The sequence below is a fragment of the Geodermatophilus sp. SYSU D00879 genome (assembly GCF_054050375.1).
The window spans coordinates 65,695-91,872 of record NZ_JBJGZF010000009.1 but is presented as its reverse complement, the minus strand read 5'-3'; the positions used below and the strand labels follow the sequence as shown (position 1 = coordinate 91,872).

At 76.5% G+C, this 26,178-nt stretch carries 23 protein-coding genes and 1 pseudogene; 12 read left to right on the top strand and 12 right to left on the bottom strand.

Going from position 1 to position 26,178, the window contains the following annotated elements; genetic code table 11:
* Positions 1–109 precede the first annotated feature (109 nt).
* A complete protein-coding gene (locus tag ACI79B_RS13570; protein ID WP_456928492.1) occupies positions 110–505 on the top strand; it encodes a VOC family protein in 396 nt (131 codons plus the stop codon).
* Positions 506–511: 6 nt separating this feature from the next.
* On the opposite strand, the gene ACI79B_RS13565 is transcribed toward ACI79B_RS13570, so the two are convergent.
* The 3 genes from ACI79B_RS13565 to ACI79B_RS13555 all read right to left on the bottom strand — a co-directional run bounded on the left by ACI79B_RS13565 (position 512) and on the right by ACI79B_RS13555 (position 4,215).
* On the bottom strand, positions 512–1,363 hold the full coding sequence (locus ACI79B_RS13565; protein WP_456928493.1) for a PhzF family phenazine biosynthesis protein: 852 nt from the start codon (positions 1,361–1,363) through the stop codon (positions 512–514).
* A gap of 62 nt (positions 1,364–1,425) precedes the next feature.
* On the bottom strand, positions 1,426–3,609 hold the full coding sequence (locus ACI79B_RS13560; RefSeq protein WP_456928494.1) for an MMPL family transporter: 2,184 nt from the start codon (positions 3,607–3,609) through the stop codon (positions 1,426–1,428).
* A 6-nt stretch (positions 3,610–3,615) separates the two neighbouring features.
* Positions 3,616–4,215, bottom strand: a complete 600-nt coding sequence (locus ACI79B_RS13555) for a TetR/AcrR family transcriptional regulator (RefSeq protein WP_456928495.1) — start codon at positions 4,213–4,215, stop codon at positions 3,616–3,618.
* 133 nt (positions 4,216–4,348) lie between these two features.
* On the opposite strand from ACI79B_RS13555, the gene ACI79B_RS13550 reads away from it, so the two are divergent.
* The 3 genes from ACI79B_RS13550 to amaB all read left to right on the top strand — a co-directional run bounded on the left by ACI79B_RS13550 (position 4,349) and on the right by amaB (position 8,057).
* Positions 4,349–5,185 carry an HpcH/HpaI aldolase/citrate lyase family protein gene (locus ACI79B_RS13550; protein WP_456928496.1) on the top strand — a complete coding sequence of 279 codons (837 nt, stop codon included), beginning with the start codon at positions 4,349–4,351 and terminating at the stop codon, positions 5,183–5,185.
* Positions 5,186–5,271: 86 nt separating this feature from the next.
* Positions 5,272–6,429, top strand: coding sequence for an NAD(P)/FAD-dependent oxidoreductase (locus ACI79B_RS13545; protein ID WP_456928497.1), 1,158 nt, complete (start codon positions 5,272–5,274; stop codon positions 6,427–6,429).
* Positions 6,430–6,527: 98 nt separating this feature from the next.
* A complete protein-coding gene (amaB, locus tag ACI79B_RS13540; RefSeq protein ID WP_456928498.1) occupies positions 6,528–8,057 on the top strand; it encodes an L-piperidine-6-carboxylate dehydrogenase in 1,530 nt (509 codons plus the stop codon).
* Positions 8,058–8,126: 69 nt separating this feature from the next.
* Here the strand turns inward: amaB and ACI79B_RS13535 are convergent, their stop codons facing one another.
* Entirely contained in the window at positions 8,127–8,834 is a 708-nt protein-coding gene (locus ACI79B_RS13535; protein ID WP_456928499.1) for a class I SAM-dependent methyltransferase, read from the bottom strand.
* A 168-nt stretch (positions 8,835–9,002) separates the two neighbouring features.
* On the opposite strand from ACI79B_RS13535, the gene ACI79B_RS13530 reads away from it, so the two are divergent.
* Positions 9,003–10,703: a PHP domain-containing protein gene (locus tag ACI79B_RS13530; protein WP_456928500.1), complete on the top strand. Its 1,701-nt coding sequence runs from the start codon at positions 9,003–9,005 to the stop codon at positions 10,701–10,703.
* Positions 10,696–11,298 (top strand): hypothetical protein, encoded by a 603-nt coding sequence (locus ACI79B_RS13525; RefSeq protein ID WP_456928501.1) that lies wholly within the window; start codon positions 10,696–10,698, stop codon positions 11,296–11,298. The genes ACI79B_RS13530 and ACI79B_RS13525 overlap by 8 nt, the downstream gene beginning before the upstream one ends.
* A gap of 68 nt (positions 11,299–11,366) precedes the next feature.
* Here the strand turns inward: ACI79B_RS13525 and ACI79B_RS13520 are convergent, their stop codons facing one another.
* From ACI79B_RS13520 to ACI79B_RS13510, 3 genes are all read right to left on the bottom strand, one after another.
* A complete protein-coding gene (locus tag ACI79B_RS13520) occupies positions 11,367–12,800 on the bottom strand; it encodes an NAD(P)/FAD-dependent oxidoreductase (RefSeq protein ID WP_456928502.1) in 1,434 nt (477 codons plus the stop codon).
* A 200-nt stretch (positions 12,801–13,000) separates the two neighbouring features.
* Positions 13,001–14,503, bottom strand: a complete 1,503-nt coding sequence (locus ACI79B_RS13515; RefSeq protein ID WP_456928503.1) for a diguanylate cyclase domain-containing protein — start codon at positions 14,501–14,503, stop codon at positions 13,001–13,003.
* Between the two features lie 85 nt (positions 14,504–14,588).
* Positions 14,589–15,527 carry an alpha/beta hydrolase gene (locus ACI79B_RS13510; protein ID WP_456928558.1) on the bottom strand — a complete coding sequence of 313 codons (939 nt, stop codon included), beginning with the start codon at positions 15,525–15,527 and terminating at the stop codon, positions 14,589–14,591.
* A 45-nt stretch (positions 15,528–15,572) separates the two neighbouring features.
* Here ACI79B_RS13510 and ACI79B_RS13505 point away from each other — a divergent pair.
* Together ACI79B_RS13505 and ACI79B_RS13500 are read left to right on the top strand one after the other, a co-directional pair.
* Positions 15,573–16,187, top strand: a pseudogene (locus ACI79B_RS13505) (alpha/beta fold hydrolase); the annotation flags it as partial.
* Entirely contained in the window at positions 16,082–16,402 is a 321-nt protein-coding gene (locus ACI79B_RS13500; protein WP_456928504.1) for an alpha/beta fold hydrolase, read from the top strand. The pseudogene ACI79B_RS13505 and the gene ACI79B_RS13500, both read left to right, overlap by 106 nt.
* Before the next feature lie 15 nt (positions 16,403–16,417).
* Here ACI79B_RS13500 and ACI79B_RS13495 read toward each other — a convergent pair whose 3' ends face one another.
* Positions 16,418–18,391 (bottom strand): alpha-amylase family protein, encoded by a 1,974-nt coding sequence (locus ACI79B_RS13495; protein ID WP_456928505.1) that lies wholly within the window; start codon positions 18,389–18,391, stop codon positions 16,418–16,420.
* Positions 18,392–18,567: 176 nt separating this feature from the next.
* Here ACI79B_RS13495 and ACI79B_RS13490 point away from each other — a divergent pair, with 176 nt between their 5' ends.
* A complete protein-coding gene (locus ACI79B_RS13490; protein WP_456928506.1) occupies positions 18,568–19,410 on the top strand; it encodes a patatin-like phospholipase family protein in 843 nt (280 codons plus the stop codon).
* 90 nt (positions 19,411–19,500) lie between these two features.
* Here the strand turns inward: ACI79B_RS13490 and ACI79B_RS13485 are convergent, their stop codons facing one another.
* On the bottom strand, positions 19,501–20,784 hold the full coding sequence (locus tag ACI79B_RS13485; RefSeq protein WP_456928507.1) for a PP2C family protein-serine/threonine phosphatase: 1,284 nt from the start codon (positions 20,782–20,784) through the stop codon (positions 19,501–19,503).
* 138 nt (positions 20,785–20,922) lie between these two features.
* Between ACI79B_RS13485 and ACI79B_RS13480 the strand changes: the two genes are divergently transcribed.
* Positions 20,923–21,285 (top strand): thioredoxin family protein, encoded by a 363-nt coding sequence (locus ACI79B_RS13480; protein ID WP_456928508.1) that lies wholly within the window; start codon positions 20,923–20,925, stop codon positions 21,283–21,285.
* A 419-nt stretch (positions 21,286–21,704) separates the two neighbouring features.
* Here the strand turns inward: ACI79B_RS13480 and ACI79B_RS13475 are convergent, their stop codons facing one another.
* The 3 genes from ACI79B_RS13475 to ACI79B_RS13465 are packed head-to-tail and all read right to left on the bottom strand — an operon-like array spanning position 21,705 to position 24,588.
* Complete coding sequence (locus ACI79B_RS13475) at positions 21,705–22,325, bottom strand: LutC/YkgG family protein (protein WP_456928509.1); 621 nt, start codon at positions 22,323–22,325, stop codon at positions 21,705–21,707.
* Positions 22,322–23,818 (bottom strand): LutB/LldF family L-lactate oxidation iron-sulfur protein, encoded by a 1,497-nt coding sequence (locus ACI79B_RS13470; RefSeq protein WP_456928510.1) that lies wholly within the window; start codon positions 23,816–23,818, stop codon positions 22,322–22,324. The genes ACI79B_RS13475 and ACI79B_RS13470 overlap by 4 nt, the downstream gene beginning before the upstream one ends.
* Positions 23,815–24,588 carry a (Fe-S)-binding protein gene (locus ACI79B_RS13465; RefSeq protein WP_456928511.1) on the bottom strand — a complete coding sequence of 258 codons (774 nt, stop codon included), beginning with the start codon at positions 24,586–24,588 and terminating at the stop codon, positions 23,815–23,817. Before ACI79B_RS13465 ends, ACI79B_RS13470 begins: the two co-directional genes overlap by 4 nt.
* Before the next feature lie 179 nt (positions 24,589–24,767).
* Between ACI79B_RS13465 and ACI79B_RS13460 the strand changes: the two genes are divergently transcribed.
* Positions 24,768–24,941, top strand: a complete 174-nt coding sequence (locus ACI79B_RS13460; RefSeq protein ID WP_456928512.1) for a hypothetical protein — start codon at positions 24,768–24,770, stop codon at positions 24,939–24,941.
* A 70-nt stretch (positions 24,942–25,011) separates the two neighbouring features.
* The gene (locus ACI79B_RS13455) at positions 25,012–26,142 is read left to right on the top strand and encodes a hypothetical protein (protein ID WP_456928513.1); all 1,131 of its coding nucleotides are present in this window, start codon (positions 25,012–25,014) and stop codon (positions 26,140–26,142) included.
* Positions 26,143–26,178: the final 36 nt, after the last annotated feature.

The following is a 26,178-nucleotide window of genomic DNA, read 5'->3' as shown; positions in this document are numbered from 1 at the left end:
GCGGGGCCGAAGGGGACCGGCCCGGTCTCCGTTGCCCCTGCCCCCGGGCGGGGGCTAGCGTCCGCGGACGTCAGCACGGGGGACCCGTCCCACCCCTCGGGAGCCGACCATGCTGGACGACAGCCGCGTCGCGGCGAACATCCCGGCGAGCGACATCGACCGGGCGCGGGCGTTCTACGCCGACAAGCTGGGCCTCACCCCGGTACGCGAGCTCATGGGCGAGGTCCTGGAGTACGAGACCACCGGGGGTACCCGCTTCGGGGTCTACCGGACCGACTACGCCGGGCAGGCCGGGCACACCATCGCCCAGTTCCACGTCGACGACGTCGAGGCCCAGGTGAAGGAGCTCAAGTCCCGCGGGGTCACCTTCGAGGTGTACGGGGACATGCCCGGCGTCGAGTGGAGCGGGGAGATCGCCTCGGTGCCCGGCATGGGCCGCGCCGCCTGGTTCACGGACAGCGAGGGCAACGTCCTGTGCATCGACCAGGAGGAGCGCCGCGCCTGACGCGGGTCACCCCGGGAGCGGGACGGCGGTGCCGCTCACCTCGATGCCGCCGGTCCCGGCCGGCACGTGCACCGACAGCGTGCTCGGCCGGCCCATGTCCGCGCCCTGCAGCACGGTGAGCCGGGCGGGCACCGGCACGTGCCCGCCCTCCCGCAGGTAGCCGCCCAGCGCGGCCGCGGCGGCGCCGGTGGCCGGGTCCTCGACGACGCCACCGGGCGGGAACGGGTTGCGCGCGGCGAACGTGGTCGCGTCCTGGCGCCACACCAGCGCGACCGTCGTCCAGCCGCGGTCGGCCATCAGCGCGCCGAGCCCGGCCAGGTCGTAGTCGAGGACGGCCAGCCGCTCGCGGGAGCCGAGGGCCAGCACCGGGTGCCACGCGCCGGCGTAGGCCACCCGCGGCGGCAGCGCGGGGTCGAGGTCGCCCGGGGCCAGCCGCAGCAGCGCCAGCAGGTCGCGCAGGTCGGCGTCGGCCAGGGGCGCCGTCCGCGGCGGGACGCTGGTGAGGGTCGCCGTCCAGGCGCCGTCGGCGCCCCGCTCGGTGCGGACCGGCACCTCGCCGGCCGCGGTGCGCAGGTGCAGCGTCCCGGCGCCGGCGTGCGCGACGGCGGTGGCGATCGTCGCGTGGCCGCAGAAGCTCACCTCGGCCAGCGGGCTGAAGTACCGGGCGTCCAGGCCGTCGCCACGGGGGAGCAGGAACGCCGTCTCGGAGAACCCGACGCCGGCCGCGATCGCGAGCATCTCGTCGTCGGTCAGGCCGGTCGCGTCGAGCACGACCCCGGCGGGGTTGCCGCCGGACGGGTCGGCGCTGAACGCGACGTACCGCAGGACCTCGGGACGGGGGACCGGAGCCGTGACCACGCCGACATGAGACAGCACGGCCCGCCTCCCCGGGAGGGGAGACGGGCCGTGGGCGTCCTGGGTCAGCGCGGGTCGCCGCCCGGCGCCGGCTCGCGCGCGGGCCCGGGGTGCCGCTCGAGCGCGGCGCCCTCGACGTCGAGCACCGGCAGCCAGCGCAGCCGGCGCGGCAGCCACCAGGCGGCCTTCCCGAGCAGCGCCAGCGCGGCGGGCACCAGCACCATCCGGACGACGAACGCGTCGACCAGGATGCCGATGGCCAGCGCGAAGGCGATCGACTTGATCGTCGCCTCGCCGGCCGGGACGAACCCGGCGAACACGCTGAACATGATCAGCGCGGCGGCGACGACGACCGGCGCGGCCTGCCGGAACCCGGTGCGGACGGCCTCCAGCGGCGGGGTGCCGTGGCTGTGCGCCTCGTGCATCCGCGACACCAGGAACACCTGGTAGTCCATCGCCAGGCCGAACAGGATGCCGATGACCAGGATCGGCGTGAGGCTCAGCAGCGGGCCGGTGGTGTCCAGGTTGACCACGTCGGCCAGCCAGCCCCACTGGAACACCGCCACGGTCGCGCCGAGCGAGGCGCCGATGGTCAGCAGGAAGCCCAGGACGCCGACCAGCGGCACCAGCAGCGACCGGAAGACCAGCACGAGCAGCACCAGCGCCAGCCCGACGACGAGCAGCAGGTACTTGGGCAGTGCCTCGTCCAGGCTCTGGGCGACGTCGACGCTGACCGCCGTCGCGCCGGTGACGTAGGCGTCGACGCCGCCGAGGTCGGCCAGCTGCGCGCGCAGGTCGGCGACGAGCTGCTCGGTGGCCTGCGTGGTCGGGCCCGACTCCGGGATGACGGTGAGCAGCGCGGCGGTGTCGTCGGCGTTGGGGACCGGCGGCGCGACGAGCGCGACGTCGTCGAGGCCGCCGACCGCGCCCGCGGCCTGCCCGGCGGCCTCCGCGGCGCGGTCGCCCTCGAACAGCACGGTGATCGGGCCGTTGAAGCCCTCGCCGAAGCCCTCGGCCAGCAGCGCGTCGGCGCGGGCGGCGGAGGTGCCCTCGGCCGGCGTCTGGATCAGCGTGGTCTGCATGGAGGCGACCGGGATCGCGATCACGCCGAGGCCCACGATGGCCAGCAGCAGCGAGGCGGTGCGGAACCGGGTGACGGCGCCGACCCAGCCGCCGAGGAAGCCCCGCCCGCGGGCCGGCACGGCGGTCCCGGCGGCCGCCGCGGCGCGGCGCTTGCGGGGCAGCACCCGGTGGCCGAGCAGGGCGAGCACCGCCGGCACCAGCGTGAGCGCCACCAGCACGGCGACGACGATCGTCGCGGCCGCGGCCAGGCCCATCTGGGTGAGGAACGGGATGCCGGCGACGAACAGCCCGGCCAGCGCGATGACGACGGTGAGGCCGGCGGTGACCACCGCGGAGCCGGCCGTGCCGACGGCCAGCCCGATGGACCGGTGGACGTCGGTGCCGCGCAGCAGCTCCTGCCGGTGGCGGGTGACGATGAACAGCGTGTAGTCGATGCCGACGGCCAGTCCGAGCATGGCGGCGAGGATCGGCGTGGTCGAGGACAGGTCGACGAAGCCGGTGGCGATGGTGATGCCCAGGACGCCGACGCCCACGCCGACGAGCGCGGTCAGCAGGTTCATGCCGGCCACGGCGAGCGCGCCGTAGGTGACGGCCAGGACGACCAGCGCCACGACGACGCCGAGGACCTCGGCCGGGCCGCCGACGGCCGGCACCTCCTCCAGCGCCTGCCCGGTGACCTCGACGGTCAGCCCGGTGTCGCGGGCGTCGGCGACGGCGTCGCGCAGCGCGTCCTGCTCCTCGGGGGTGACCCCGCCGGCCGCGGCGTCGTAGGTGACGGTGCTGTAGCCGACCGTCTGCTGCGGGTTGACCGACGGCGCGGCCGGGTCCAGCGGGTCGGTCGCGGACACGACCCCGGGCAGCTGCCCGAGCGTGCCGGCCAGCCCGGTGACCGCGGCGGCGTTCTCCGGCGTGGTCAGCGTGGCGCCCTCGGGCGCGGCGACGACGACCCGCGCGGACACGCCGCCGGCCCTCGCGCCGAACTCCTCGCCGATCCGCTCCAGCGCGGTCGTGGACTCCTGGCCGGGGATGGAGAAGCTGGTGGACGTCGGCCCGGAGAGGGTGACCGCGCCGACGCCGCCGGCCACGAGGACCAGCAGCCACACGGCGAGGACGGCGAACCGGTGCCGCGCGGAGGAGGTCCCGAGACGGGACAACAGGACTGCCATGGACGATCAGGCCTCCGCCTGGGTGGGGTGGGAAGGAGTCGCGCCCGGACGGCGGTGGCCGAGCGCGTCGAAGCAGGTCGCGACGACGTACGGCCGCCACGCCGGGGTCAGGTCCGCCTGGCGGGCGGCCAGGGTGAGGACGGCGAGCGCGCCGAGCGCGCCGACGACCCGGACGCACCGCTCGGGCTCGGCGGTCTCCGGGTCGACGCCGAAGGCGGCCAGCGCCATCGCGCCGGCCCCCTCGGTGAGCGTCCCCTCGGCGCCGGGCTCGCCCTGCGTGGCCGGCGCCAGGAGCAGGGCGACGACGCCGGGGTGGGCCAGGGCGACGTCGACGAGCACCTCGACGGCGCGGAGGTCGCGTGCCGGGCCCAGCGGCAGGTGCGCCACCTGGTCGAGCACCCGCTCGCCGAGCGTCTCGGCCTGGGCGAGCACGGCCTCGTGCAACGCGTCCTTGCTGGGGTAGTGGTGCAGCAGCCCGGCCTTGGACAGGCCCACGGCGTCGGCCACGTCCTGCACCGACGTCTTGGCGTAGCCGCGCCGGGCGAAGAGAGCGGCGGCGCGGTCGAGGATCCCCTCGTCGATCTGCTGCCGGAACGGGCGGGCCACGCTCCCAGGCTACGGCCGACCGACCGATCCGGTCGGTCGACCGCCCGATCTGGTCGGCGTGGGGTCGCTCACAGCGTCCCGCTGGCCGGGAGTCGCTCCCGGGTCCCCGCCCGCGCCGGGCGAGGATGACGTCATGACGACACGCAGGAGGGTCGGCCCGGCGGACGCGCGCTCGTGGCTCCTCGTCAACGGCGCCCGCCCGGAACTGTTCGCCGAGCGGTACGCCTCGCGCGCGGACCAGGTGGTGCTCGACATCGAGGACGCCGTCGACCCGGCCCGCAAGGCCGAGGCCCGCAGCGGCGTCGTCGACTGGCTGCAGGACGGCGGGCGGTCGGCCTGGGTGCGGATCAACGACCACTCGACGCCGTTCTGGGAGGACGACGTCGCCGCCCTGGCCGGCCTGCCCGGGCTGGCCGGCGTGATGCTGGCCAAGACCGAGGCCGGCGAGCACGTCACCGAGACCTTCGACCGGCTCGGCGGGTCGACGCCGGTGCTCGCGCTGGTGGAGTCGGCGCTGGGCATCGAGGAGGCGGTGGGCATCGCCCGCGCCCGCGGCGCCTTCCGGCTCGCCTTCGGCAGCGGCGACTACCGCCGCGACACCGGCACCAGCGCCGACGACCTGGCGATGGCCTACCCGCGCTCCCGGCTGGTCGTGGCCAGCCGGATCGGCGGCCTGCCCGGCCCGATCGACGGCCCCACGGTGAGCACCAGCCACCCGGTGCTGCGCGAGCAGTCGGCGGTCACCGTGACCCTCGGCCTCACCGGCAAGCTGTGCCTGGACCCCGAGCAGGCGCCGGTCATCAACGAGGTGATCAGTCCCGCGCCGTCCGACGTCGCGTGGGCGCTGGACTTCCTCGCCGACTTCGAGGCCCGCGGCCAGGTCATCCGCGACGGCAGCGACCTGCCCCGCCTGGGCCGGGCCCGCAAGATCCAGCGGCTGGCCGAGACCTTCGGGGTGCAGCCCGCCTGATCGGGCCACGCGGCGGCCGGGTCGTGGTGCGGGGGGCCTCCAGGGCCCAGGATGGGGATCCCGTCCCGTCCTGAGCAGGAGGTCCCATGACCCGGCAGCTGCCCCGCTCGGCCTCGGTCGTCGTCGTCGGCGGCGGGGTCGTCGGGCTGGCCACGGCCTACGAGCTCGCCCTGGCCGGGGTGCCCGACGTGGTCCTGCTCGAGCGGGACGCCCTCGGGTCGGGCTCGACCTGCCGGGCCGCCGGGGGCGTGCGGGCGATGTTCTCCGACCCGGTGAACGTCGCCCTCGGCGCCCGCAGCCTGGAGACCTTCCGCGACTTCCGGGCCCGCTTCGGCCAGGAGATCGACTTCGCCCCGGTCGGCTACCTGTTCCTCCTGGACGACGCCGCGGCCGTCGCGGACTTCGAGGCGGCGGTCGCGCTGCAGAACGACCTCGGCGTGCCCAGCCGGATGGCCGACGTCGCCGAGGCGGTGCGGCTGTCCCCGATGGTCGACCCGGACGGGCTGCTGGCCGCCGCCTGGTCGCCCACCGACGGGCACTGCACGCCCGAGTCGGTCGTGCTCGGCTACGCCTCCGCCGCGCGGCGGGCCGGGGTCACCGTGCTGCCGCACTGCCCGGCCACCGGCATCGACGTCCGCGACGGGCGGGTCGCCACGGTCGCCACGGCGGCGGGCACGATCGAGACCGAGGCCGTGGTCTGCGCGGCCGGCCCGTGGTCGGCGCAGGTCGGCGCGTGGGCCGGCGTCGACCTGCCGGTGAGCCCGCTGCGCCGGCAGATCCTGGTGACCGAGCCGGTGCCCGGCCTGGACCCGCACACGCCGTTCACCATCGACTTCGGCACCTCGTTCTACTTCCACCGGGAGGGCGAGGGCCTGCTCATGGGCATGTCCGACCCCGACGAGACCCCCGGCTTCCGGCTCACCCGCTCCGACGCCTGGCTGCCGCGGCTGGGCGAGGCGATCGAGCGGCGGGCGCCCGCGCTGGCCGGCGTCGGCGTCGCCAGCGGGTGGGCGGGCCTGTACGAGATGACGCCGGACCACAACGCCCTCATCGGCCGCGCCGCCGACGTCGAGGGGTTCCTGTACGCCACCGGCTTCTCCGGCCACGGCTTCCTCATGGGGCCCGCGGTCGGGGAGGTGGTGCGTGACCTGTACGTCGGCGCGCAGCCGTTCGTCGACGTCTCCGGGTTCGACGTCCGCCGGTTCGCCGGCGCCGGCGTCCGCCCCGAACTGAACATCGTGTAAGGACCCCTCTGCCCCCCACCGCTCGCACGCTCGCGGCGGGACCCTGCAGAGGGGCCGGACCAACTCGAACACCGTCCTTCGACCCGAGGAGTGCTCCTGTGACCACCCTGCCCACCGCCGAGGACCTCGCGCGCCTGGCGGCCGACGCCGCCGGCCGCTGCGGCGTCGACCTCGACGCGATCGCGGGCGACTTCCCGGTGACCTCCCCGGTGAACGGGCAGCGGGTCGCCTCGCTGCGCCGGGACACCGCGGCCGACGTCGCGGCCGCCGTCGAGCGCGCGAACGAGGCGTTCCGCACCTGGCGGACCGTCCCGGCGCCGGTGCGCGGCGCGCTGGTGCGCCGGTTCGGCGAGCTGCTGCGCGAGCACAAGGCCGACCTCGCCACCCTGGTCAGCGTCGAGGTCGGGAAGATCACCTCCGAGGCGGCCGGCGAGGTCCAGGAGATGATCGACATCTGCGAGTTCGCCGTCGGCCTCTCCCGGCAGCTGTACGGCCGCACGATCAGCTCCGAGCGGCCCGGCCACCGGCTGATGGAGACCTGGCACCCGCTCGGCGTCGTCGGCGTCATCAGCGCGTTCAACTTCCCGGTCGCCGTCTGGTCGTGGAACACCGCGCTCGCGCTGGTCTGCGGCGACCCCGTCGTCTGGAAGCCCTCGGAGCTCGCGCCGCTGTCCGCGCTGGCCTCCGCCGCGCTGCTGGACCGGGCCATCGCGGAGACCGGCGCGCCGGAGGGCCTGAGCCAGGTCGTGCTCGGCGGCGCCGACGTCGGCGAGGCCCTGGTCGAGTCGCCGGGGGTGGCGCTGCTGTCCGCGACCGGGTCGACGCGGATGGGCCGGCTGGTCGGGCCGCGGGTGGCCGACCGCTTCGGCCGGTCGCTGCTGGAGCTCGGCGGCAACAACGCCGCGATCGTCACGCCGTCGGCCGACCTCGACCTCGCCACCCGCGGGATCGTGTTCTCCGCCGCCGGCACCGCCGGGCAGCGCTGCACCACGATGCGCCGGCTGATCGCGCACGTCGACGTCGTCGACGCCCTCACCGAGCGGGTCGCGGCCGCCTACCGCCGGCTGCCGATCGGGTCGCCGCTGGAGCCGGGCACGCTGGTCGGCCCGCTGATCCACGACGCCGCCTTTAAGGCGATGCAGGACGCGCTCGAGGCCGCCCGGCAGCAGGGCGGGGAGGTGCTGGCCGGCGGGGGACGGCGGCTGGCCGACGAGGCGCCCGACGCGTACTACGCCGAGCCCGCGCTGGTCCGGATGCCCGGGCAGACCGACATCGTCCGGCAGGAGACGTTCGCGCCGATCCTCTACGTGCTGCCCTACCGCACGCTGGAGGAGGCGGTGGCGCTCAACAACGACGTCCCGCAGGGGCTGTCGTCGAGCATCTTCACCTCCGACCAGGCCGAGGCCGAGCGCTTCCTCGCCGCCGACGGCTCCGACTGCGGCATCGCCAACGTCAACATCGGCACCTCGGGTGCGGAGATCGGCGGCGCGTTCGGCGGGGAGAAGCACACCGGCGGCGGCCGCGAGTCCGGCTCGGACGCGTGGAAGGGCTACATGCGCCGGGCCACCAACACGATCAACTTCTCCGGGGAGCTGCCGCTCGCGCAGGGGGTGGAGTTCCCGATCTGACGACGACGGTGTGCGCCGGCGCCGCGTTCCGCCTGCCGGGACGCGGCGCCGGCGCACCCGCTCCGGTGGCTAGACGGCGGTGGCGGTGACGAAGGTGCAGACGCCGTCGCCGGAGGTGGCCCGCTGCCGGATGCCGAGCAGCCGCAGCACCGCCATCTCCACGCGGTAGGCCAGCCGCATCGGCCCGGTGTAGAGGGTGTCGCCGGCGGTGGTGACCTCGATCCCGTCGAACCCGGCCAGCCGCACGTGCTCGGTGAGCATCCAGTCCGGCAGCAGGGTGATGTGGCCGGGGGAGTGGTAGTGGCTCGGGCCGAAGATGTACGGCGCCCCGCGCAGCAGGGTCAGCAGCCGCGAGTGCGGGTGCGTGACGTTCGGCGTGCTCACCAGCAGCCGGCCGCCGGGGCGCAGCAGGGCCCGGATCGAGCGCAGCACCTGCCGCGGGTTCTCCACGTGCTCGAGCGTCTCCACGCACACGACCAGGTCGAACGGGCCGCGGGTCTCCTCGGTCCAGTCCGGGTCGTCGAGGTCGAGCCGGGCGATCCAGTCGTGCGGCGGGTCGAGGTCGGTGGGGACGACGTCGACGCCCGCGTCGCGCAGCCGCAGGGCCAGCGCGCCGCAGCCGGAACCGACCTCGAGCACCCGCCCGCCGTCGGGGAGCAGCGTCCGGGCCAGGCCCGCGGCGTACTCGTGCACACCGGGGGCCGCGTGGATGCCGTGCCCCTGGTAGGTGCGGACGGCGGCCGTGCGGCGGCCGTCGCGGTGCTGGACGTCGGTCACCCGTCCACCCTGGCATCCCCGCGGAGGTCCCGCAGACGGCGCGCAGACGTCACGCCGGGCACCGCGGTGCGTCACCGACCGGCCACCCGTCGGTCACCTCGGTCCTGAGTACTGGGTGGGGCCGGTCCATGCGGCCGGCCCTCCTGTCGCCGCTCCCCGAGGAGAGACGTGTCCGGTCCGCACCACCACCACGACCACCCCCACCCCCACGACCACGACCACGACCACGACCACGAGCACGAGCCCGCCGCCTGGACGCCCTACAGCGACGTCTCGGTCCCCGACCAGGACCTCTCGCCCGGCGACCTCTCGCGCCGGCGGTTCCTGCAGGCGGCCGGGGTCCTCGGCCTGGCGGTCGGCGCGACGGTGGCCGGCGCGCCGCGGACCGCGCAGGCCGCCCCCCGCGCGGGCAGCGGCAGCGCCGGCGGGTACACCTGGCTCAACGGCGACCACCACATCCACACGCAGTACAGCTCCGACGGGCTCTACACCGTGCGGGACCAGGTGGAGCAGGCCCGCCGCAACGGCGTGAACTGGCTGGTCATCACCGACCACGGGTCCGCCACCCACGCGCGCCTCGGCGTCGACCTGGTCAACCCCGACGTCCGCGCCGCCCGGACGGCCCACCGGGACGTGCTGGTGTTCCAGGGCCTGGAGTGGAACATCCCGGCCGCCGAGCACGGCACCGTCTTCGTCGCCCCGGGCGACCACGAGGTCACCGTGCTGAAGGAGTTCGAGAACCAGTTCGACGGCGCGGTCCGGGGCACCTCCGCCGGCTCGCCGGCCAACGAGGCGCAGGCCGTCGCCGGCATCCGGTGGCTGGGGCAGCAGATGCTCGCCGGCCGCACCCCGAACGCGCTGTTCCTCGCCAACCACCCGGCCCGCAACGGCCTGGACTCACCGCACGAGATCCGCGCCTGGCGCGACGCCGACCCGCGGGTGGCGATCGGCTTCGAGGGCGCGCCCGGGCACCAGGCCGCCGGCATCCCCACCCCGCAGGGGCCGGGCGACGCGCGCGGCTTCTACGGCAACTCCCCGAACGCCAACAGCTGGCCGGGCTACCCGCCCGAGTCCTACCGGACCTTCGGCGGGTTCGACTGGATGACGGCGAAGGTCGGCGGGGTCTGGGACTCGCTGCTGGCCGAGGGCCGGCCGTGGTGGATCACCGCCAACTCCGACTCGCACTCCGTCCACCTCGACCGGCTGGTCCGCCCCGCCGGCCAGGACAGCAGCGCCTGGTTCACCGCCAACGGCCGGTACGGCGACCCGGTGGACAGCGGCACCCCGCAGGTCGACCGCGGCGACTACTTCCCCGGCTACTACTCGCGCACCTGGGTGGGGTCGACCGCCCGCGACTACGGCGCCGTCATGGACGGTCTGCGGGCCGGGCGTGCCTTCGTCGTCCACGGCGACCTGATCGACGGCCTGGAGGTCACCGTCCGGGGCGACGGCGGCGGCAACGCGCCGGGGACCCTCGGCGAGCAGGTGCGGGTGGGCCGCGGCGAGAACGTGCACGTGCAGGTCCGCATCACCCAGCGGCGGCAGCCCAACGCCCACGGCGACGTGCCGCAGCTGCGCCGCGTCGACCTGATCACCGGCCCGGTCACCGGCCCGGCCGCCGACCGGGACACGCAGGCGGCCCCGGAGACCCGCGTCGCGGAGTCCTTCGAGGTCCGCGGCGACGGCCAGGTCGTCGTCAACCACGTGGTCCGCCGCGTCGACCGGTCGTTCTACCTGCGGCTGCGGGGGACCGACGGCAACGTCAGCGCTCCCGGCAGCATCGAGCCGCGGCAGGACCCGGTCGGCAACAGCGACCCGTGGACCGACCTGTGGTTCTACTCGAACCCGGTGTTCGTCACCGTTGGCTGAGTCCTCCTCCGGCGACTGCTGGGTCGCGCTCTGCGGGGAGACCGGCAGCTCGTGGAGCTCGCCGGCCGAGGTCGAGCACCGGCTGCTCGACCTCGGCCGGCGGGTCGGCGCCACGGAGCTCGCCACGCACGTCGTCCGGTCGGCCGAGGGCGCCCACCACGCCGGCACCCTCCGCGCGCCCCGGTCCGCCGGGCTGGCCGACGCCGTCGCCGGCTGGGGGCGCCCCGGTGAGACGGTCGTGCTGGCCGACGGCGACGGCGAGGTCCGGCTCGGCGGGGACGCCGGGCACGGCGACCACGCGGCCCGTGTCGCCCGGGCGCACCGGGACCGGACCCCCGGGCGGCTGGTCCGCTTCCCCGGCCAGGAGGACCTGCCCGACCGGTTCCCGCTGGCCGAGCTGACCGCGCGGTGCGCGATCGAGGCGGTCGACCTGCTCGGCGTGGCCGACGCCCCGGGCCTGCTGCTGCGCACCCGCGGGCACGTGCGCCCGGAGTACCGCGAGGGCGTCCTCGTGCTGACCGTGAACGCCTGGGACGACCGCGAGGTCTGCCCGTTCGAGTCGCCGACCCCGCGGGCCTGCTGCAGCGACCACTGAGCGGGGGCGGTGGCCCGAGGCGGGCCCGCGGTGCGATCGACGTCCGCGGGACGGGGAGCCCGCCGGGGTCAGGCCCGGCCGCCGACAGGACGCGCGGTCCCGTCCCCGGCCTCGGCGGACCCGCCCTCCGGCACCTCACGTGGCCGGGGCACCTCGACGACGGATCTCGGCCGGTCGGCGACGGGTGCGGCGCCCTGGACGGCGCGCCGCTGCGCCAGGAGCACCCTGGCCGCGAGCCGCGGTCGCAGCAGCGACTCGGGCCGGTCGATCAGGTTGGCCACCCGGAGGAACGCCGAGCCCACCCCGGCGTCGACCGCAGCGGCGGCCTGGACCCGGGCGACGTAGGCGTTGACCAGGCGCACTCGCGCCGAACGCCGTCCGCGGACCGAGGGCTGCCGCAGGTCACTGCCGGCAGCGATGTCCCACGGAACGTCGACGAGACGCGCGGCGCGACGGAAGAACTGCCGGGCGAGGTCGTCGACGCCGGCGGTGAGCAGCTGCCGCAGGGCGAGGGCCTCCATGGCCGCCACCGTCATGCCCTGGCCGTAGACCGGGTTGAAGCTGCTCAAGGCGTCACCGGTGACCAGCAGGCCCTCCGGGAACCGGGTCAACCGCTCGTAGTGCCGTCGCGTGCTCCCGACGAAGTGGTACACGTGCGGGCCCTCGATCGGTTCCCGGTCCGCCATGAGCTGGGCGACCTCCGGTGCGGGCAGGCGGGCCGCGAAGGTCCGGAAACCCGCCAGGTCCGTCGGCGCGGCGTCGGGTCGATAGGCACCCGCGCTGACGATCCAGCGTCCCCCCTCCAGCGCCAGGGCGGCGCCGAACCGGGGGACTGCGGTGGTGGCCCCGATGAGGCAGACGCGGTCGCCGTCGAGGTCGTCGTCGTACCGGGGGACGACCCAGGTCGTGTAGCGGACGTCCACGTCGATCCGGGACTCCGTCGGCCGGCTGAAGCCGTGCGACTCGAGCCAGGACGGGGTGTGCGATCCGCGCCCGGTCGCATCCACCACCAGGTCGGCGGGAAGTGCCTCCTCCTCCGTGCTCCCGCCGACGGGGCTTCCGGCGACGGGATCGGCGCGACGCACCCGCACCCCGGACACCCGCCCGTCGACCGCTGTCAGGTCGAGGAGCTGAGCCGGTGCGAGGACCTCGACCCCGGGGAGGTCCAGGACGCGGGCCCGGACCCGGTCCTCCAGCAGCGGTCGGCTCATGGCGAGGCCCTGCATCCCGATCGGGGACCGGCACAGCAGGTGCCCGTCGTTGTACCAGCGGGCGTCGCGCTGCATGTCGCCGATCTCGGCTCCCAGCTGCACCAGTTCCTCGGTGAGGCCGGGGAAGAACTCCTCCAGCACCTCCCGGCCGCGGGCGAGCAGCCCGTGGGGATGCCGTCCCTGGGGCACGCCTCGCCGTGCGGCAGGCTCGCCGGGCAGCACGTCCCGGTCGACCACCGTCACCCGGTCGAACGCCTCGGTGAGCACCCTGGCGGTCAGGAGCCCGCTCATGCTCGCCCCGATGACGACCGCTCGTCCGCCTCTCCGTGGCACAGCGATCGCCCCCTGGGTCGTCGTGTCGTCCCGACGCGACCGTCCTCCCGGGGGCCGGGGACCGACAGGGGCCATGGGCTCTCTGATCGCGCGACGACCCGGGCAGCCGCCGGGGGACCCCTGACGGCAGTGACGGAGCCGCGGTCGGGAGGGCGGGCCTAGGCGGGGGCGCCGTGGTGGACGACGCGGCCCTTGCCCGCGCGCTTGGCCGCGTACATCGCCGCGTCGGCGCGGGCCATGAGCTCGTCGGCGCCCACCGCGGCGTCGCCGGCGGTCAGCGCCACCACGCCGGTGCTGGCGCCGACGGCGCGGGTGCGGCCGGCGACGGTGAACGGCACGGCCATCGCCGCCGTGAGGCGGGCGGCGGCCTCGAGCGGGTCGCCGCCGTCCTCGAGCAGCGCGGCGAACTCGTCGCCGCCGAGCCGGGCCACCGTGTCGCCGCCGCGCAGCGCGCCGGTGAGCCGCTCGGCGACCCGCAGCAGCAGCTCGTCGCCGGCGGCGTGGCCGAGGGTGTCGTTGACCGCCTTGAAGTCGTCGAGGTCGAGGAAGACGACGGCGACCGGCCGCATGTCCCGGGCGTGCAGCGCCAGGGCGTGCTTGAGCCGGTCGAGGAACAGCGACCGGTTGGCCAGCCCGGTCAGCGGGTCGGAGAAGGCCAGGTGCCGCAGCTGCGCCTCGCGGGCGGCGAGGTCGGCGGCGAGCCGCGCGTTCTCCCGCACGGTCACGTACTGCCGGACCATGAGCGCGGCGATCACCGCGGTGGCGGCCAGCATCTCGCCGGGGGACAGCGGCGTGCCGGCGAGGCTGCGCAGCAGGGCGGTGGCCAGCGCGGCCACGACCGGGACGTAGGGCAGCAGCGACGCCGCGGTGCCGGTGCCGCCCACCTCGCCGGTGCGGCCGTCGGGCCCGGCGCCCGCGAGGCCGGTGCGGCACAGCCCGGCCACGGCGAGCAGGACGAACGCGGCCGTCCAGCCGACGTCGGCGGTCCCGCCGTCGTAGGCACCGGTGGCCGACAGGTAGGTGAAGGCGCTGTCGGCGACCGCCAGCGCGCTGACGCCGGCCGCGACCAGGTTCAGCGGGCGACGGTCGCCGCGGGTGCGGGTGACCAGCAGGACGGCCAGCACGACCAGGACGACGTCGGTGACCGGGTAGGCGGCCAGCAGCAGCCGGGCGCCGACGGGGTGGCCGCCGTCGTCGCGCAGCACCGCGCCCAGCGCCGTCTGCCAGCTGACCAGGCCGACCGCACCGGTGGTCATCATCGCGTCGAGGAGCCGCTGCAGGCGGCCGGTCCGCCCGCCGCCGGCCGGGTGCAGGACCAGCGCCGGCACGGCGAACAGGCAGAAGCCGAGGAACCCGACGTCGGCCAGGGACGGGAACGGCGACTCGCCGCGGGCGGCGAGGACGGTCCAGTACGCCTGGCCGGCGCCCCACGAGGTGCAGGCCAGGGCCAGCAGCGCCCACGCCGTCCGCAGCCGCAGGCCGGTGCTGCGGACGGCGAACCGCGCGGTCGCGGCGCCGGCGGCGAGGGCCGCCAGCGTCTGGGTCAGGTCGGAGGCGAGCGCGGCGCCGGACGGCCCGAGGAGCGTGGTGGCCAGCGTCCCGGCGGCGGCGAGGACGACGACCACCACCGCCAGGCGCGGGTGCGCCGTCGACCGGACCATGCTGCCGCCCTCGTGCTCGGGAAGGGGTTCTCCTCCTCTGCATCGACCGGTCCGGCCCGCGGGTCCATCACCCGGAGGGGGGAGGTCAGCGGCTGAACACCGCCGCCTGCTCCGCGCACAGCTCGGCCAGCGCCTGCGGCGCCGACCGGCACAGCCGCGGGAAGGCGAGGAACCCGTGCGGCATCCCGACGTACTCGGTCAGCCGGACGGGCACGCCCGCGTCCCGGAGCACCGCGGCGTAGCGCACGCCGTCGTCGCGGATGGGGTCGTGCTCGGCCACCTGCACCAGCGCCGGCGGGAGGCCCGCGTGGTCGGTGGCGTACAGCGGCGAGGCGTGCGGGTGGTGCGGGTCGCCGTCGCCGAGGTAGTGGTCGCGGAAGGTGAGGCAGTCGGCCCTGGTGAGGACCGGCGCGTGCGCGTTCTCGTCGATCGACGGGCTGCTCATCGTCAGGTCGACCGAGGGGTAGACCAGCCCCTGGTGGGCGATCCGCGGGCCGGAGCGCTCGCGGGCCATCAGGCAGACGACGGCGGCCAGGTTGCCGCCCGCGCTGTCGCCCATGACCGCGACCCGCTCGGGGTCGGCGCCGAACTCGGCGGCCCGCTCCACGACGTCGGCCAGGGCGGCGTGGCAGTCCTCGGCCGCGGCCGGCCAGCGGTGCCCGGGGGCGAGCCGGTACTCCACCGAGACGACGACGGCGCCCACGGTGGCCGACACGGAGCTGCAGAGCCAGTCCGCGGAGTCGAGGTTCCCGAGCGCCCAGCCGCCGCCGTGGAAGTTGACGACCAGCGGCAGCGGGCCGGTCGCCCACTCCGGCCGGTACGTGCGCACCGGCACCTTGCCGACCTCGCCGCGCGCGGTGCCGTCGGTGAGCCGCACCCCCGGGGCCACGCCGCCGAGCAGCAGGTCGGTGACCCGGTTGTGCGGCACGCGCCGCTGCTGTGCCTTCCGCAGCCGCTCGTCGTCCATCCGCGTGATCGACGCCCGCGCGGCCAGCCGGCCGAGCAGCCGCACCCTCAGGTCCATCCGGGCCACGTGTCCTCCTCCGTGTCGTGCCGGTCAGTGGTGCCGATGAGTGGTGCTCCGTCCGCCGGTCTCCCCGGCATGACGTACGAGACGGTCCGCTCGGCGGACGGGACCCCCGTCGCCTACGAGGTGTGGGGCTCCGGGCCGCCGCTGGTGACGGTGTGCGGCGCGACCTGCGACCGGGCGCTGGTGCGCCCCACCGCCCGGGCGCTGGGCGGGCAGGCCACGGCCGTGACCTACGACCGGCGCGGCCGCGGCGACAGCGGGGACACCCTGCCGTACGCGGTCGAGCGGGAGGTCGAGGACCTCGCCGCGCTGGTCGACGCGGTCGGCGGACGCGCGTCCCTGTACGGGCACTCCTCCGGCGCCGCCCTGGTGCTGCGCGCCGTCGCCGCGGGCCTGCCGGTGGACCGGTTCGTCCTCCACGACCCGCCGTTCGCGCCCGACGACCCCGCGTTCCGGGACGAGAGCCGCGCCTTCGCCGCCGGGATCCTCGACCTGCTGGCCGCCGGGGAGCGGGACGAGGCGGTGGACGGTGGTGCCGCGGCACCGGCATGCCCGGCGAGGTGGTCGACGCGGTGCGGGCGACGCCGCGGTGGGCGGAGCTGGTCGCGCTCGCCCCGACGCTGGCGTACGAGATCGCGGTGCCCGGCTCCGTCGAGACCGGCGGCGCGGTGCCCGAGGACGTCGCCCGCCGCGCGGCGCCGCCCGGGCTCGTGCTGGTCGGCGGCGACAGCCCGCCGTTCGTGCGGGAGGTGGCCCGGCGGGTGGCGGACCTCCTCCCGGCGGGCGCGCTGCGGGTGCTCCCCGGTTCCGGCCACGTCGTCGCGCCGGAGGTCCTGGCGCCGCTGGTCGCGGAGTTCCTCCGCGGCTGACGTCGTCCGCACCGGTCAGGGCTCGGCGAACCAGGCGTGGCCGAGGCCGGGGACCAGCAGCAGGCCGTCCCGGACCGGCAGGGAACCGTCGCTGCCGTGCACCTGCGCGAACGCGCCGAACCCGGTGACGGTGTCGGCGTCGACCCGCTGCGGGTGCGGCGAGAAGTTGGCCACCCCGACGAACGCGCCGCTGCGCGGGTGCTTGCGCCGCCAGACCAGCACCGCGTCGCTGCCGGCGTCGACCACCGCGGACTCCACGCCGCCGCGCAGCGCCAGCAGCGACCGGCGCACCTCCCCGAGCCGGCGGATCCCGGCCCACACCCGGCCCTCCACCGTGGTGGGGTCGCCGCGGCGGGCCACGGCCGCCCAGTCCATGGGCGGGCGGTGCATCCAGCGGTTGTCCGGCGCCCGCTCGGGCTCGGCCAGGTAGGAGGCGTCGTTGCGCTGCGCGAGCTCGTCGCCCATGTAGAGCAGCGGGACGCCGCCGAAGGCGTAGGCGACCGAGTAGAGCAGCAGCAGCCGGCGCACCCCGGCGTCGAGGGCGACCGGGTCGTCGCGGTCGAGGGCGTCCTCGATGCCGCACAGGGACGCCGCCGACCCCGAGATCCGCGCGTCGCCGGTGGCCTCGTTCTCCTGGAACAGCGCGCCGCGGGCGAACGAGCCGGGGAAGCGGCCGGCGTAGAAGTCGTTGAGGAACCGGCGGTGGGCGAACCCGTCGAGCCCGACCGCGGCGGTGTCCTCGTCGGTGACCGCCCAGCCGATGTCGTCGTGGCCGCGGACGTAGGTGCACCAGGTGGCGGTGGGCGGGATCGGCCGCATCCGGCGCAGGGCCTGCCGGGCCAGCCGGACGTCCTGGGTGGCCAGGCTGCTCCACAGCAGCACCATGAGGGAGTTGTGGTAGGCCAGCTCGCACTCGGGCCGGTAGCGGTCGTGGCCGCCGAGGTAGGCCACCAGGTCGTCGGGGGAGACGATCGCCTCGGCCTTGAACACCACGCCGGGGGCGGCCAGCCGGGTCAGCGCGTGCAGCAGCTGCAGGAGGGTGTGCCCCTCGGGCTGGTTCTGGCAGCTGGTGCCCAGCCGCTTCCACATGAACGGGACGGCGTCCATGCGGAAGACGTCGACGCCGCGGTTGGCCAGCCAGGCGATCTCGCCGGCCATCGCCAGCGTCACCTCGGGGTTCGTGTAGTCGAGGTCCCACTGGTACGGCCAGAACGTCGTCCACACCCAGCCGCCGGCGCCCCCGCGCGCCTCGGGCACCCAGGTGAACGAGCCCGGCGCCCGGTCGGGGAAGACCTCCGGGATCGTCGCGTCGTAGGCGTCGGGCATCTCCCGGTCGGGGAAGGCGGTGTAGAAGCCGGCGTACGCGGGGTCGCCGGCCAGCCACCGCTGCGCCCAGGGGTGCTCGCGGGCGGTGTGGTTGAGCACGAGGTCGATGCACAGCGCCATCTCCCGCTCGTGCAGCGCCGCGGCCACCGCCTCGAGGTCGGCCATGGTGCCCAGCCGCGGGTCGACGGCGCGGTAGTCGGCGACCGCGTAGCCGCCGTCGTTCTCGCCCTCGCGCGGCCGCAGCAGCGGCATGAGGTGCAGGTAGGTGGTGCCGAGCTCGGCGAGGTGGCCGAGCCGGCCGGGCAGCTCGGCGAGCGTGCCGCAGAAGCGGTCGACGTAGCAGACGTAGCCCTGCACCCGGGCCCGCTGGAACCACGCCGGGTCGATCTCCCGCCGCCGGTCGATCCGCCGCAGCGGCTCCGGCCGCTCGGCCGCCGCGGCGAGCGCGGCGCGCAGGCCGCGGGCGAACAGCTCGTCGGCGGCGTCCCCGTAGAGGATCGCCAGCGGCTCGTGGACGTCGTACAGCGCCAGGTCGGCGCGGGCGAGGAAGGCGTCGGCCTCCGCCTCGCCGAGGGCTGCGACCGCCTCGTCCGCGAGGACCGGCCGCAGCGCCGCCCACGCCCGCCGGGCCCCCGCCCGCAGCTGCTCGGCCCCCGCGCTCATGTGCCCTGCGTATCGCGTCCACGCCCCGCGTGCACCTCGGTGGGGCGGCCCGCACCCCGACGGCGTCGCCGGGTCCCGCAGACTGGCGCCCGTGTCCGCCACCCCGCTGCCCGTGCAGTCCACCCGGCCCGGGGACGTCGCCGACGTCCTCCCGTTCCTCGCCCCCGGGTCCTGAGGTGAGCCGCGCACTGGTCCTCGGCGGCGGTGGCATCGCCGGGATCGCCTGGGAGATCGGGCTGCTGTCCGGGCTGGCCGAGGCCGGGGTCGACGTCCGGGACGCCGACCTGGTGGTGGGCACCTCGGCCGGCTCGATCGTCGGCACGCTGCTGCGCACCGGCCACGACCTCGAGGAGCTCTACGCCGCGCAACTCGGCCCGGTGCCGGCGACCGAGCGGGCGGTGGAGTTCGACGGCGCCGCCTTCCTCGCCTCGTTCGCCGCCGCGCTGGCCGGTGCGACCGGCGAGCAGGACGCGCGCGCCCGGATCGGCGGGCTCGCGCTGCGCGCGCAGACCATGCCCGAGTCCGAGCGGCGCGCGGTCATCGGCGCGCGGATCGGGTCCCCGGAGTGGCCCGCGCAGCGGCTCGTGGTGACCGCCGTCGACACCGCGGACGGGGAGTTCCTCGCCGTCGACCGCGACACCGGCCTCCCGCTGCTCGACGCCGTCGCCGCGTCCTGCGCGGTGCCCGGCGTCTACCCGCCGATCACGATCGGGGAGCGGCGGTTCATGGACGGCGGGATGCGCTCGGCCACCAACGCCGACCTCGCCGCCGGCTGCGACACGGTGCTCGTCGTCGCGCCGATGGCGGGGATCGCCGGCAGCCCGCTGGGCCCGTCGCTGGACGACGAGCTGGCCACGCTGCGGCGGGAGGGGAGGGCGCACCTGGTGCTCGCCGACGAGGACGCGGTGCGCGCCTTCGGCACCAACCCGCTCGACCCCGCCACCCGCGAGCCCTGCGCCCGCGCCGGCCGCGCCCAGGCCGCGCGGGTCGCCGACGAGGTCCGCGCGTTCTGGGGCTGACGCCGGCGACCGGCGTCGAGTGGTCGGCTGCCGGGGTCACCGCGGACCGGTGACGCCGGCAGGTGACCACTCGGTCGGGGGTGAGCGGCCTCAGTCCGGCAGGACGCGGACGGCGAGGACGGCGACGTCGTCGTCGGAGCGGCCGGGCAGGGCGCGGGTGAGCAGCCGGTCGCACAGGGCGTCCGCGGTCAGCCCGGACAGCCCGGACAGCGCCTCGGCGGCGGCCGCGAGCCCCTCGTCGATGCCCTGCCGGCCGACCTCGACCAGCCCGTCGGTGAGCAGCAGCAGCGTCTCGCCGGGCGCGATCGCCGCCTCGTGGTCGCGGCGCAGGCCGGGCTCGTCGGTGCCGAGCAGCCGCTCGGGCGGGGTGTCCAGCAGCCGCACCGCGTCGTCGGCACCGAGCACCAGCGGCGGCAGGTGACCGGCCGACGACCAGCGCAGCAACCGGCCGGAGCCGCCGGGCGCGGGTGCCAGGTGGGCGACGAGCGCGGTGGCCAGCGTGCCGACGTGCAGGCCGGCCAGCACCCGGTCGACGCGGTCGAGCGTCCGCGCCGGCCCGTCGGGGGAGTCGTAGGCGAGGGTCCGCACCGCGCTGCGCAGCTGCGCCATCGCCGCGGCGGCCTCGACGCCGTGCCCGGCCACGTCGCCGATGACCAGCACCGTGGTCCCGTCAGGGCGGGGGAACGCGTCGTACCAGTCGCCGCCGACCAGGTGCTGCGACACCGCGGGCCGGTAGCGGACGGCGACCTCGAGGCCGGGCGGCTGCGGCGGCGGGGTGAGCAGGCTGTGCTGCAGCGTCTCGGCCACCCGCAGCTGGCGGCCGTAGAGCCGGGCGTTGTCCAGCGCGAGCGCCCCGCGGCGGGCGACCTCGACGGCGAGCGCGACGTCGGCGGGCCCGGCCGGCGGCCGGTCGCCGCACCGGACGAGGGACAGGACGCCGAACCCCGTCCCGCGCGCCTGCAGCGGCACGAACAGGCTCGACCGCGGGTCCAGCCGCTCCCAGGCCGCGCGCACCGGGCCCTCGGGCATCGACTCCGGACCCAGGTCGGCCTCGATGCGCTCCAGCTGCACCGGCTCGCCGGACGAGAGGACCGAGGCGAGCGCGGCCTGGTCGCGCGGGGCGGTGACCCGGCCGGCGAGGTAGGTGTCGACGTCGTCGAGGCGCTCGGGGTCCCGGTGCGCGCGGGCGGAGCTGCCGGGGGCGCCGTCGCCGGCGAGCAGGGTGACGGTGGCCCAGTCGGCGAGGACGGGCACCACCAGGCGGGCGAGCCGGTCGGCGGCGGTGCCGGCGTCCAGGCTCTGCGTCAGGGACTCGGTGACCTCGGCGAGGTAGCGGTAGCGCTCGACGTCCCCGGTCCCGTCGTGAGTGCTCACCCCGGCTCCGTCCCGGCTCCCTGTGCGAGGGTGCCGAGCACGGAGCGTACGGCAGCGGTCACCCGCGGACCCGCAGGTCGCACCCGCTGTGCGGCGGTGGACCCCGGGCCACACTGGGGGAGGGAAGGGGAGGCGGACATGGCGACGGCGAGCATCGGCGCGGCGGACTTCGCGACGACGGTGTCCGCGCCGGGCATCGTGCTGGTCGACTTCCGGACGTCGCGGTCGGGCACCAGCCGGGCGTTCACCGCGGTGTTCGACCAGGCCGCGGCGCGGCACCCGGACCTGCGCTTCACCGCCGTCGACACCGAGGCCGAGGCCGCGCTGGCGGCCGAGCTGGGCGTGCGCTCGGCGCCGACGCTGCGGGTCTACCGCGACGGCGTGCTGGTCTTCGCCGAGCCCGGGTGGATCCCCGCGGACTCGGTCGACCTGCTCGTGGACACCGTCCGCGCCCTGGACATGCAGGCGGTGCGGGCGACCTACCCCGAGCCTCTCGACTGAGCGGGGCCCGCAGCACCGGATGGCGCTGCGGGCTGCGGCCCCACGCCGGCCGGTCCGTCCTCGGTCAGCGGCGGGTCGGCGAGCGCGGTGTCGATGAACGCGGCCCCACCGAAGCCGAGGACGGCCGCGACGACCGCGGCGGTCGCCCGGCCGGCCCGGTTCGCGTGCCAGCCGCCCGGACCCTCCGGTCCTGCAGTCGCCATACCGCTGCCCTCTCGCCGTCCGTGCGGACGCCGGAGGGACGCCGCTGACGGGCGGGACCCTCACACGGGCCGGGGCCATCCGTATCTGGACGAAGGCGCCCGGTGACTCGGACGGGGGACAGGCAGTCCTCTCCGCGCCGGGTGTCGACCTGCTGCTGCCTCCGGGCGCGGGAGACGACCGCAGGTCGACGACGGGTACGGGACCGGGCGGCGGGGTCAGCCGGCGAGGACGACGACCAGGGTGCGCGGGCCGTGCACGCCCTCGACCCGCTGCAGCTCGATGTCGCTGGTCGCCGACGGGCCGCTGACCATCGTCAGCGGGGCGACCGGGTCCAGCCGGGGCAGGGCGTCGGGCACGTCGGGCACCACCTGCGCGGCCTCGACCACGCAGACCAGGACGTCGGGCAGCAGCGACAGCGCCCGCCGTCCCGACAGCGGCGACCCGTCGAGGACCAGCGTGCCGGTCTCGGCGACCGCCGCCGCCACGCCGGCCAGCGTCGCGGCGAACGCGGCGAGCTCGACCGCGGGCCTCCCGTCGTCCTCGGTCGCGCCGGCGGGCCGCCATGCGGCCGGTACCCCGGGGGCGACGACGACGCCCGCGGGGTCCCAGCCGACCCCGAGCGCCGCATCCAGGCCGCGGACGACGGTCGCCGGGACGTCGGCCGGGGCGCAGCGGAGCACCGTGGCGCGGTAGTCCTCCACCCGCTCGGCGAGCAGGTCCAGCAGCTCGGCCACCGGCAGCTCGCGCGGCGCCGGCACCGGCGGGACGGCGACCGGCGGCCGCTCGGGGCCCAGCGCCGTCCGGATCCGGCCGAGCACCTCCTCGCGCGCGCTCACCGGCCGCGCTCCTCGTTCCACTGCTGCACGAACGTCCTCGCGGGCGGGGTGGGCAGGTCGCGGGTGCGGGTCCAGGCGCTGGCCGGGGGCGGCAGCGCGGCCGGCAGCGTCGGCTTCCCGCGCGCGAACAGCCGCCCGAGCCCGGCCGCGCGCTGGGCGAGGTGCCACAGCCGCGGGTTGCTCATCACCCGCGCCAGCCCCCGGAAGGCGACCGCCTCTGCCGTCGGCCGCTCCTGCGCCTCGACGTGCTCGGCGCGCAGGTGCACGAGGATCGAGGGGATGTCGATCGCCACCGGGCACACGTCGTAGCAGGCGCCGCACAGCGAGGAGGCGTACGGCAGGGAGGCGTTGTCCTCCACGCCGGTCAGCTGAGGGGACAGCACCGCGCCGATCGGGCCGGGGTACACCGAGCCGTAGGCGTGCCCGCCGGTGCGCTCGTACACCGGGCAGACGTTGAGGCAGGCCGAGCAGCGGATGCAGTGCAGCGCCTCGCGGCCCACCTCGTCGGCGAGCACCGCCGTCCGGCCGTTGTCGAGCAGCACGAGGTGGAACTCCTGCGGCCCGTCGCCGGGGGTCACGCCGGCCCACAGCGAGGTGTAGGGGTTCATCCGCTCGCCGGTGGAGGAGCGGGGCAGCAGCTGCAGGAAGACGCCGAGGTCCTCCCAGCGCGGCACGACCTTCTCGATGCCCATGACGGTGATCAGCGTCTGCGGCAGCGTCAGGCACATCCGGCCGTTGCCCTCGCTCTCGACGACGGCGAGCGTGCCGGTCTCCGCGACGGCGAAGTTGGCCCCGCTGACGGCGACCCGGGCGCGCAGGAACCGCTCGCGCAGGTGGGCGCGGGCGGCCATGGCCAGCTGCCGCGGCTCGTCGGTCAGGCCGGGGTCGACGCCGGGGATGGTGCGGCTGAAGATCTCGCGGATCTCCGAGCGGTTCTTGTGGATCGCCGGCACGAGGATGTGCGAGGGCGTGTCCTCGCCGAGCTGCACGATCAGCTCGGCCAGGTCGGTCTCGATCGCCTCGATGCCGGCGCTCTCCAGGGCCTCGTTGAGGCCGATCTCCTGGGTGGCCATCGACTTGACCTTGACCACCTCGGAGCTGCCGGTGGCCCGCACCAGGTCGGTGACGATGCGGTTGGCCTCGGCGGCGTCGCGCGCCCAGTGCACCGTGCCGCCGCGCGCGGTGCACTGCCGCTCGAGCTCCTCGAGGTGCTCGTCGAGCCGGGCCATGGTGGCGGCCTTGAGCGCCTTCCCGGCCTGGCGCAGCTGCTCCCAGTGCGGCACCTCGGAGACGACGGCGGCGCGCTTGCCGCGGATCGTCGTCGTGGCGCGGCCGAGGTTCGCGCGCAGCTGCCCGTCGCGCAGGGCCGTGCGGGCGGCGTCGGGGAAGGGCTGCGTGCCGCGCAGGTGGCCGACGCCGCGGGGCGCCGTCGGCAGGCCGAGGAACGTCGTCCCGGAGCGGGGGGCGCCCGGCGCGAGCGGGGTCGCGCTCACGCCCGCACCGCCGGGCGGGTGGACTGGGTCGGGCTCACGTCGTCCTCCGTCGAGGCGAGGATCTCGGCCAGGTGCACCGTGCGGGTCCCCGAGCGCAGCCGGGACAGGCCGCCGCCGATGTGCACCAGGCAGGACGCGTCCCCGGCGGTGCACACCTCGGCGTGCGTGGAGAGCACGTCGGCCATCTTGTCGGTGAGCATCGCCGTCGAGGTGTCGGCGTTCTTCACCGCGAACGTGCCGCCGAAGCCGCAGCAGGACTCCGCGTTCGGCAGCTCCACCAGCTCCAGCCCGCGGACGGCGCGCAGCAGCTGCAGCGGCCGGTCGCCCACCCGGAGCAGGCGCAGCGAGTGGCAGGTCGGGTGGTAGGTGACCCGGTGCGGGTAGTAGGCGCCGACGTCGGTCACGCCGAGCACGTCGACGAGGAACTGCGACAGCTCGTACGTGCGCGCGGCCAGCGCCTCGGCCTCGGCGGCCAGCCCCTCCTCGCCGGCGCGGCGGGCGACCGCCGCCTGCTGGTGGTGGATCGAGGCCACGCACGACCCCGACGGCGCCACGACCGCCTCCGCGCCGGCGAACGCCCGCACGTGGTTGGCCACGATCGGCACCGCCTCGCGCCGGTAGCCGGTGTTGACGTGCATCTGCCCGCAGCAGGCCTGCGTCGGCGGCACGACCACCTCGTGGCCAAGCCGCTCCAGCAGCCGCGCGGTGGCCAGGGCGACCTGCGGCACCACCGTGTCCACCAGGCAGGTGGCGAACAGCGCGACCCTCACCGGTCCCCCTCCCTGTCCCGCACGACCATGCTCGACTCCTGCACCGGTGCGCAATGCGCGGCGGGTCCGGCCCGCCGCCGGTACCCGCCGGCTCGGGAGCCGCGGCGGCGGCCCTTGCCCGCGCCCCGGCCGGGCGCGGACCATCGGCCGCACGTTCCCGACGGCGTCGAGGAGGGGCCGTGACCCAGCCGGCTGAGCGTTCCGACGGCGACTACGGCTACGACATGGCCCACGAGGCAGCGGCCGGGGCGGCACGCGCGCCGGTGCCCCCGGTGGGCGCGGAGCCGGCCGACCGGACCGGGCACGACGACCCCGGCGGCGACTACGGCTACGACGAGGTGCACAGCTCGTGACGTCCGGCCCGCGCCGGACGCGGGCGTGTCCCGCGAGTGAGTCGCCCTCCCGCGCGGGTAGTGGGGGCCAATGCGCCTGCCCGACCCCGCGGACCTGTTCGACCTCCCCCGGACCCTCGTCGAGTCGGTCCGCACGCTCGGCGCCGCCCTGCCGCGCGCGGAGAACCTGCTGCCGATGGCCGACGACGTGCTCCGGAGCACCCGGGCCCTGCTCGACGGCGTCGGCCCCGCGGTGGCGCGGGCGGCCGCCGCGGCGCCCGACGTGGTCGACACGGCCACCGGTGTGGTGCAGCGGCTCTCCGGCGTCCTGACCCCCGAGCGGACGGCCGCGGTGGCCGCGCTGACCGACCGGCTGGTCGCCGTCCTCACCCCCGACCGGATCGCGGGGATGTCCCGGGTGGCCGACTCGGTCCGGGCGCGGGCCGACGTCGTGCCGCGGGCCCTCGACGCGCTCGACGGGCTGCTCTCCTCCGGCCGGCTGCAGCGGCTGGGGGCCGGGATCGACCGGCTGACCTCCCCGGACCGGGTGGACCGGCTCGACGCGCTGCTCGAGCTCGTCACCGGCGACCGGGTCGCGAAGGCGCTGGACCTGGCCGGCGACGAGCGCATCGGGCGGCTGCTGGACCTGGCGGCCGACGAGCGGATCGGCCGGCTGCTGGACCTCCCCGCCGACGAGCGCTTCGGCCGGCTGCTCGCCCGGCTCGACCTGCTCCTCGCCGACGACCGCCTGCCGCACGTCGTCGACCGCGCCGGCGAGGTCCTCGACGACGGCCGGGTGGAGCGGGTGGCAGCCGGCCTGGACCGGGTGCTGGCCGAGGAGAACCTCGACCAGGCCGGCGAGCTGCTCGGCAACGGGCGCGGCGCGGCCGCGGTCCGGGCGCTGCTGCGCGTCGGCCGGGCGCTCACCGGCCAGGGGCCGCTGGCGGTCGCCACGCTGCTCGAGCGGCTGCCCGACCTGCTCACCGAGGAGCGCGTGGAGTCCCTCGGGGCGCTGGCCGACCGTGCGCCGGAGGACATCGACACCGCGCTCGACGTCCTGGAGGACCTCTACGCCGTCATGGCCGGCCCGGCGGACGAGTACGAGGACGAGGCCGGCGACGACGCGCAGCAGGACGACGAGCCGGCCCGGGACGACCAGCAGGGCGACGACGAGCAGGGTGACGACGACGAGGACGACGAGGAGGAGGAAGCGGCCAGCTGAGGCGGCTCAGCCGCCGGCGAGCTCCCGCCACTGCCG

Bases quoted from the DNA above. Each gene is read 5' to 3' on its own strand.
- ACI79B_RS13570 (WP_456928492.1), top strand. From the start codon at position 110: ATGCTGGACGACAGCCGCGTCGCGGCGAACATCCCGGCGAGCGACATC.
- ACI79B_RS13560 (WP_456928494.1), bottom strand. From the start codon at position 3,609: ATGGCAGTCCTGTTGTCCCGTCTCGGGACCTCCTCCGCGCGGCACCGG.
- ACI79B_RS13550 (WP_456928496.1), top strand. From the start codon at position 4,349: ATGACGACACGCAGGAGGGTCGGCCCGGCGGACGCGCGCTCGTGGCTC.
- ACI79B_RS13545 (WP_456928497.1), top strand. From the start codon at position 5,272: ATGACCCGGCAGCTGCCCCGCTCGGCCTCGGTCGTCGTCGTCGGCGGC.
- ACI79B_RS13520 (WP_456928502.1), bottom strand. From the start codon at position 12,800: ATGAGCGGGCTCCTGACCGCCAGGGTGCTCACCGAGGCGTTCGACCGG.
- ACI79B_RS13515 (WP_456928503.1), bottom strand. From the start codon at position 14,503: ATGGTCCGGTCGACGGCGCACCCGCGCCTGGCGGTGGTGGTCGTCGTC.
- ACI79B_RS13510 (WP_456928558.1), bottom strand. From the start codon at position 15,527: ATGGACCTGAGGGTGCGGCTGCTCGGCCGGCTGGCCGCGCGGGCGTCG.
- ACI79B_RS13500 (WP_456928504.1), top strand. From the start codon at position 16,082: ATGCCCGGCGAGGTGGTCGACGCGGTGCGGGCGACGCCGCGGTGGGCG.
- ACI79B_RS13495 (WP_456928505.1), bottom strand. From the start codon at position 18,391: ATGAGCGCGGGGGCCGAGCAGCTGCGGGCGGGGGCCCGGCGGGCGTGG.
- ACI79B_RS13480 (WP_456928508.1), top strand. From the start codon at position 20,923: ATGGCGACGGCGAGCATCGGCGCGGCGGACTTCGCGACGACGGTGTCC.
- ACI79B_RS13455 (WP_456928513.1), top strand. From the start codon at position 25,012: ATGCGCCTGCCCGACCCCGCGGACCTGTTCGACCTCCCCCGGACCCTC.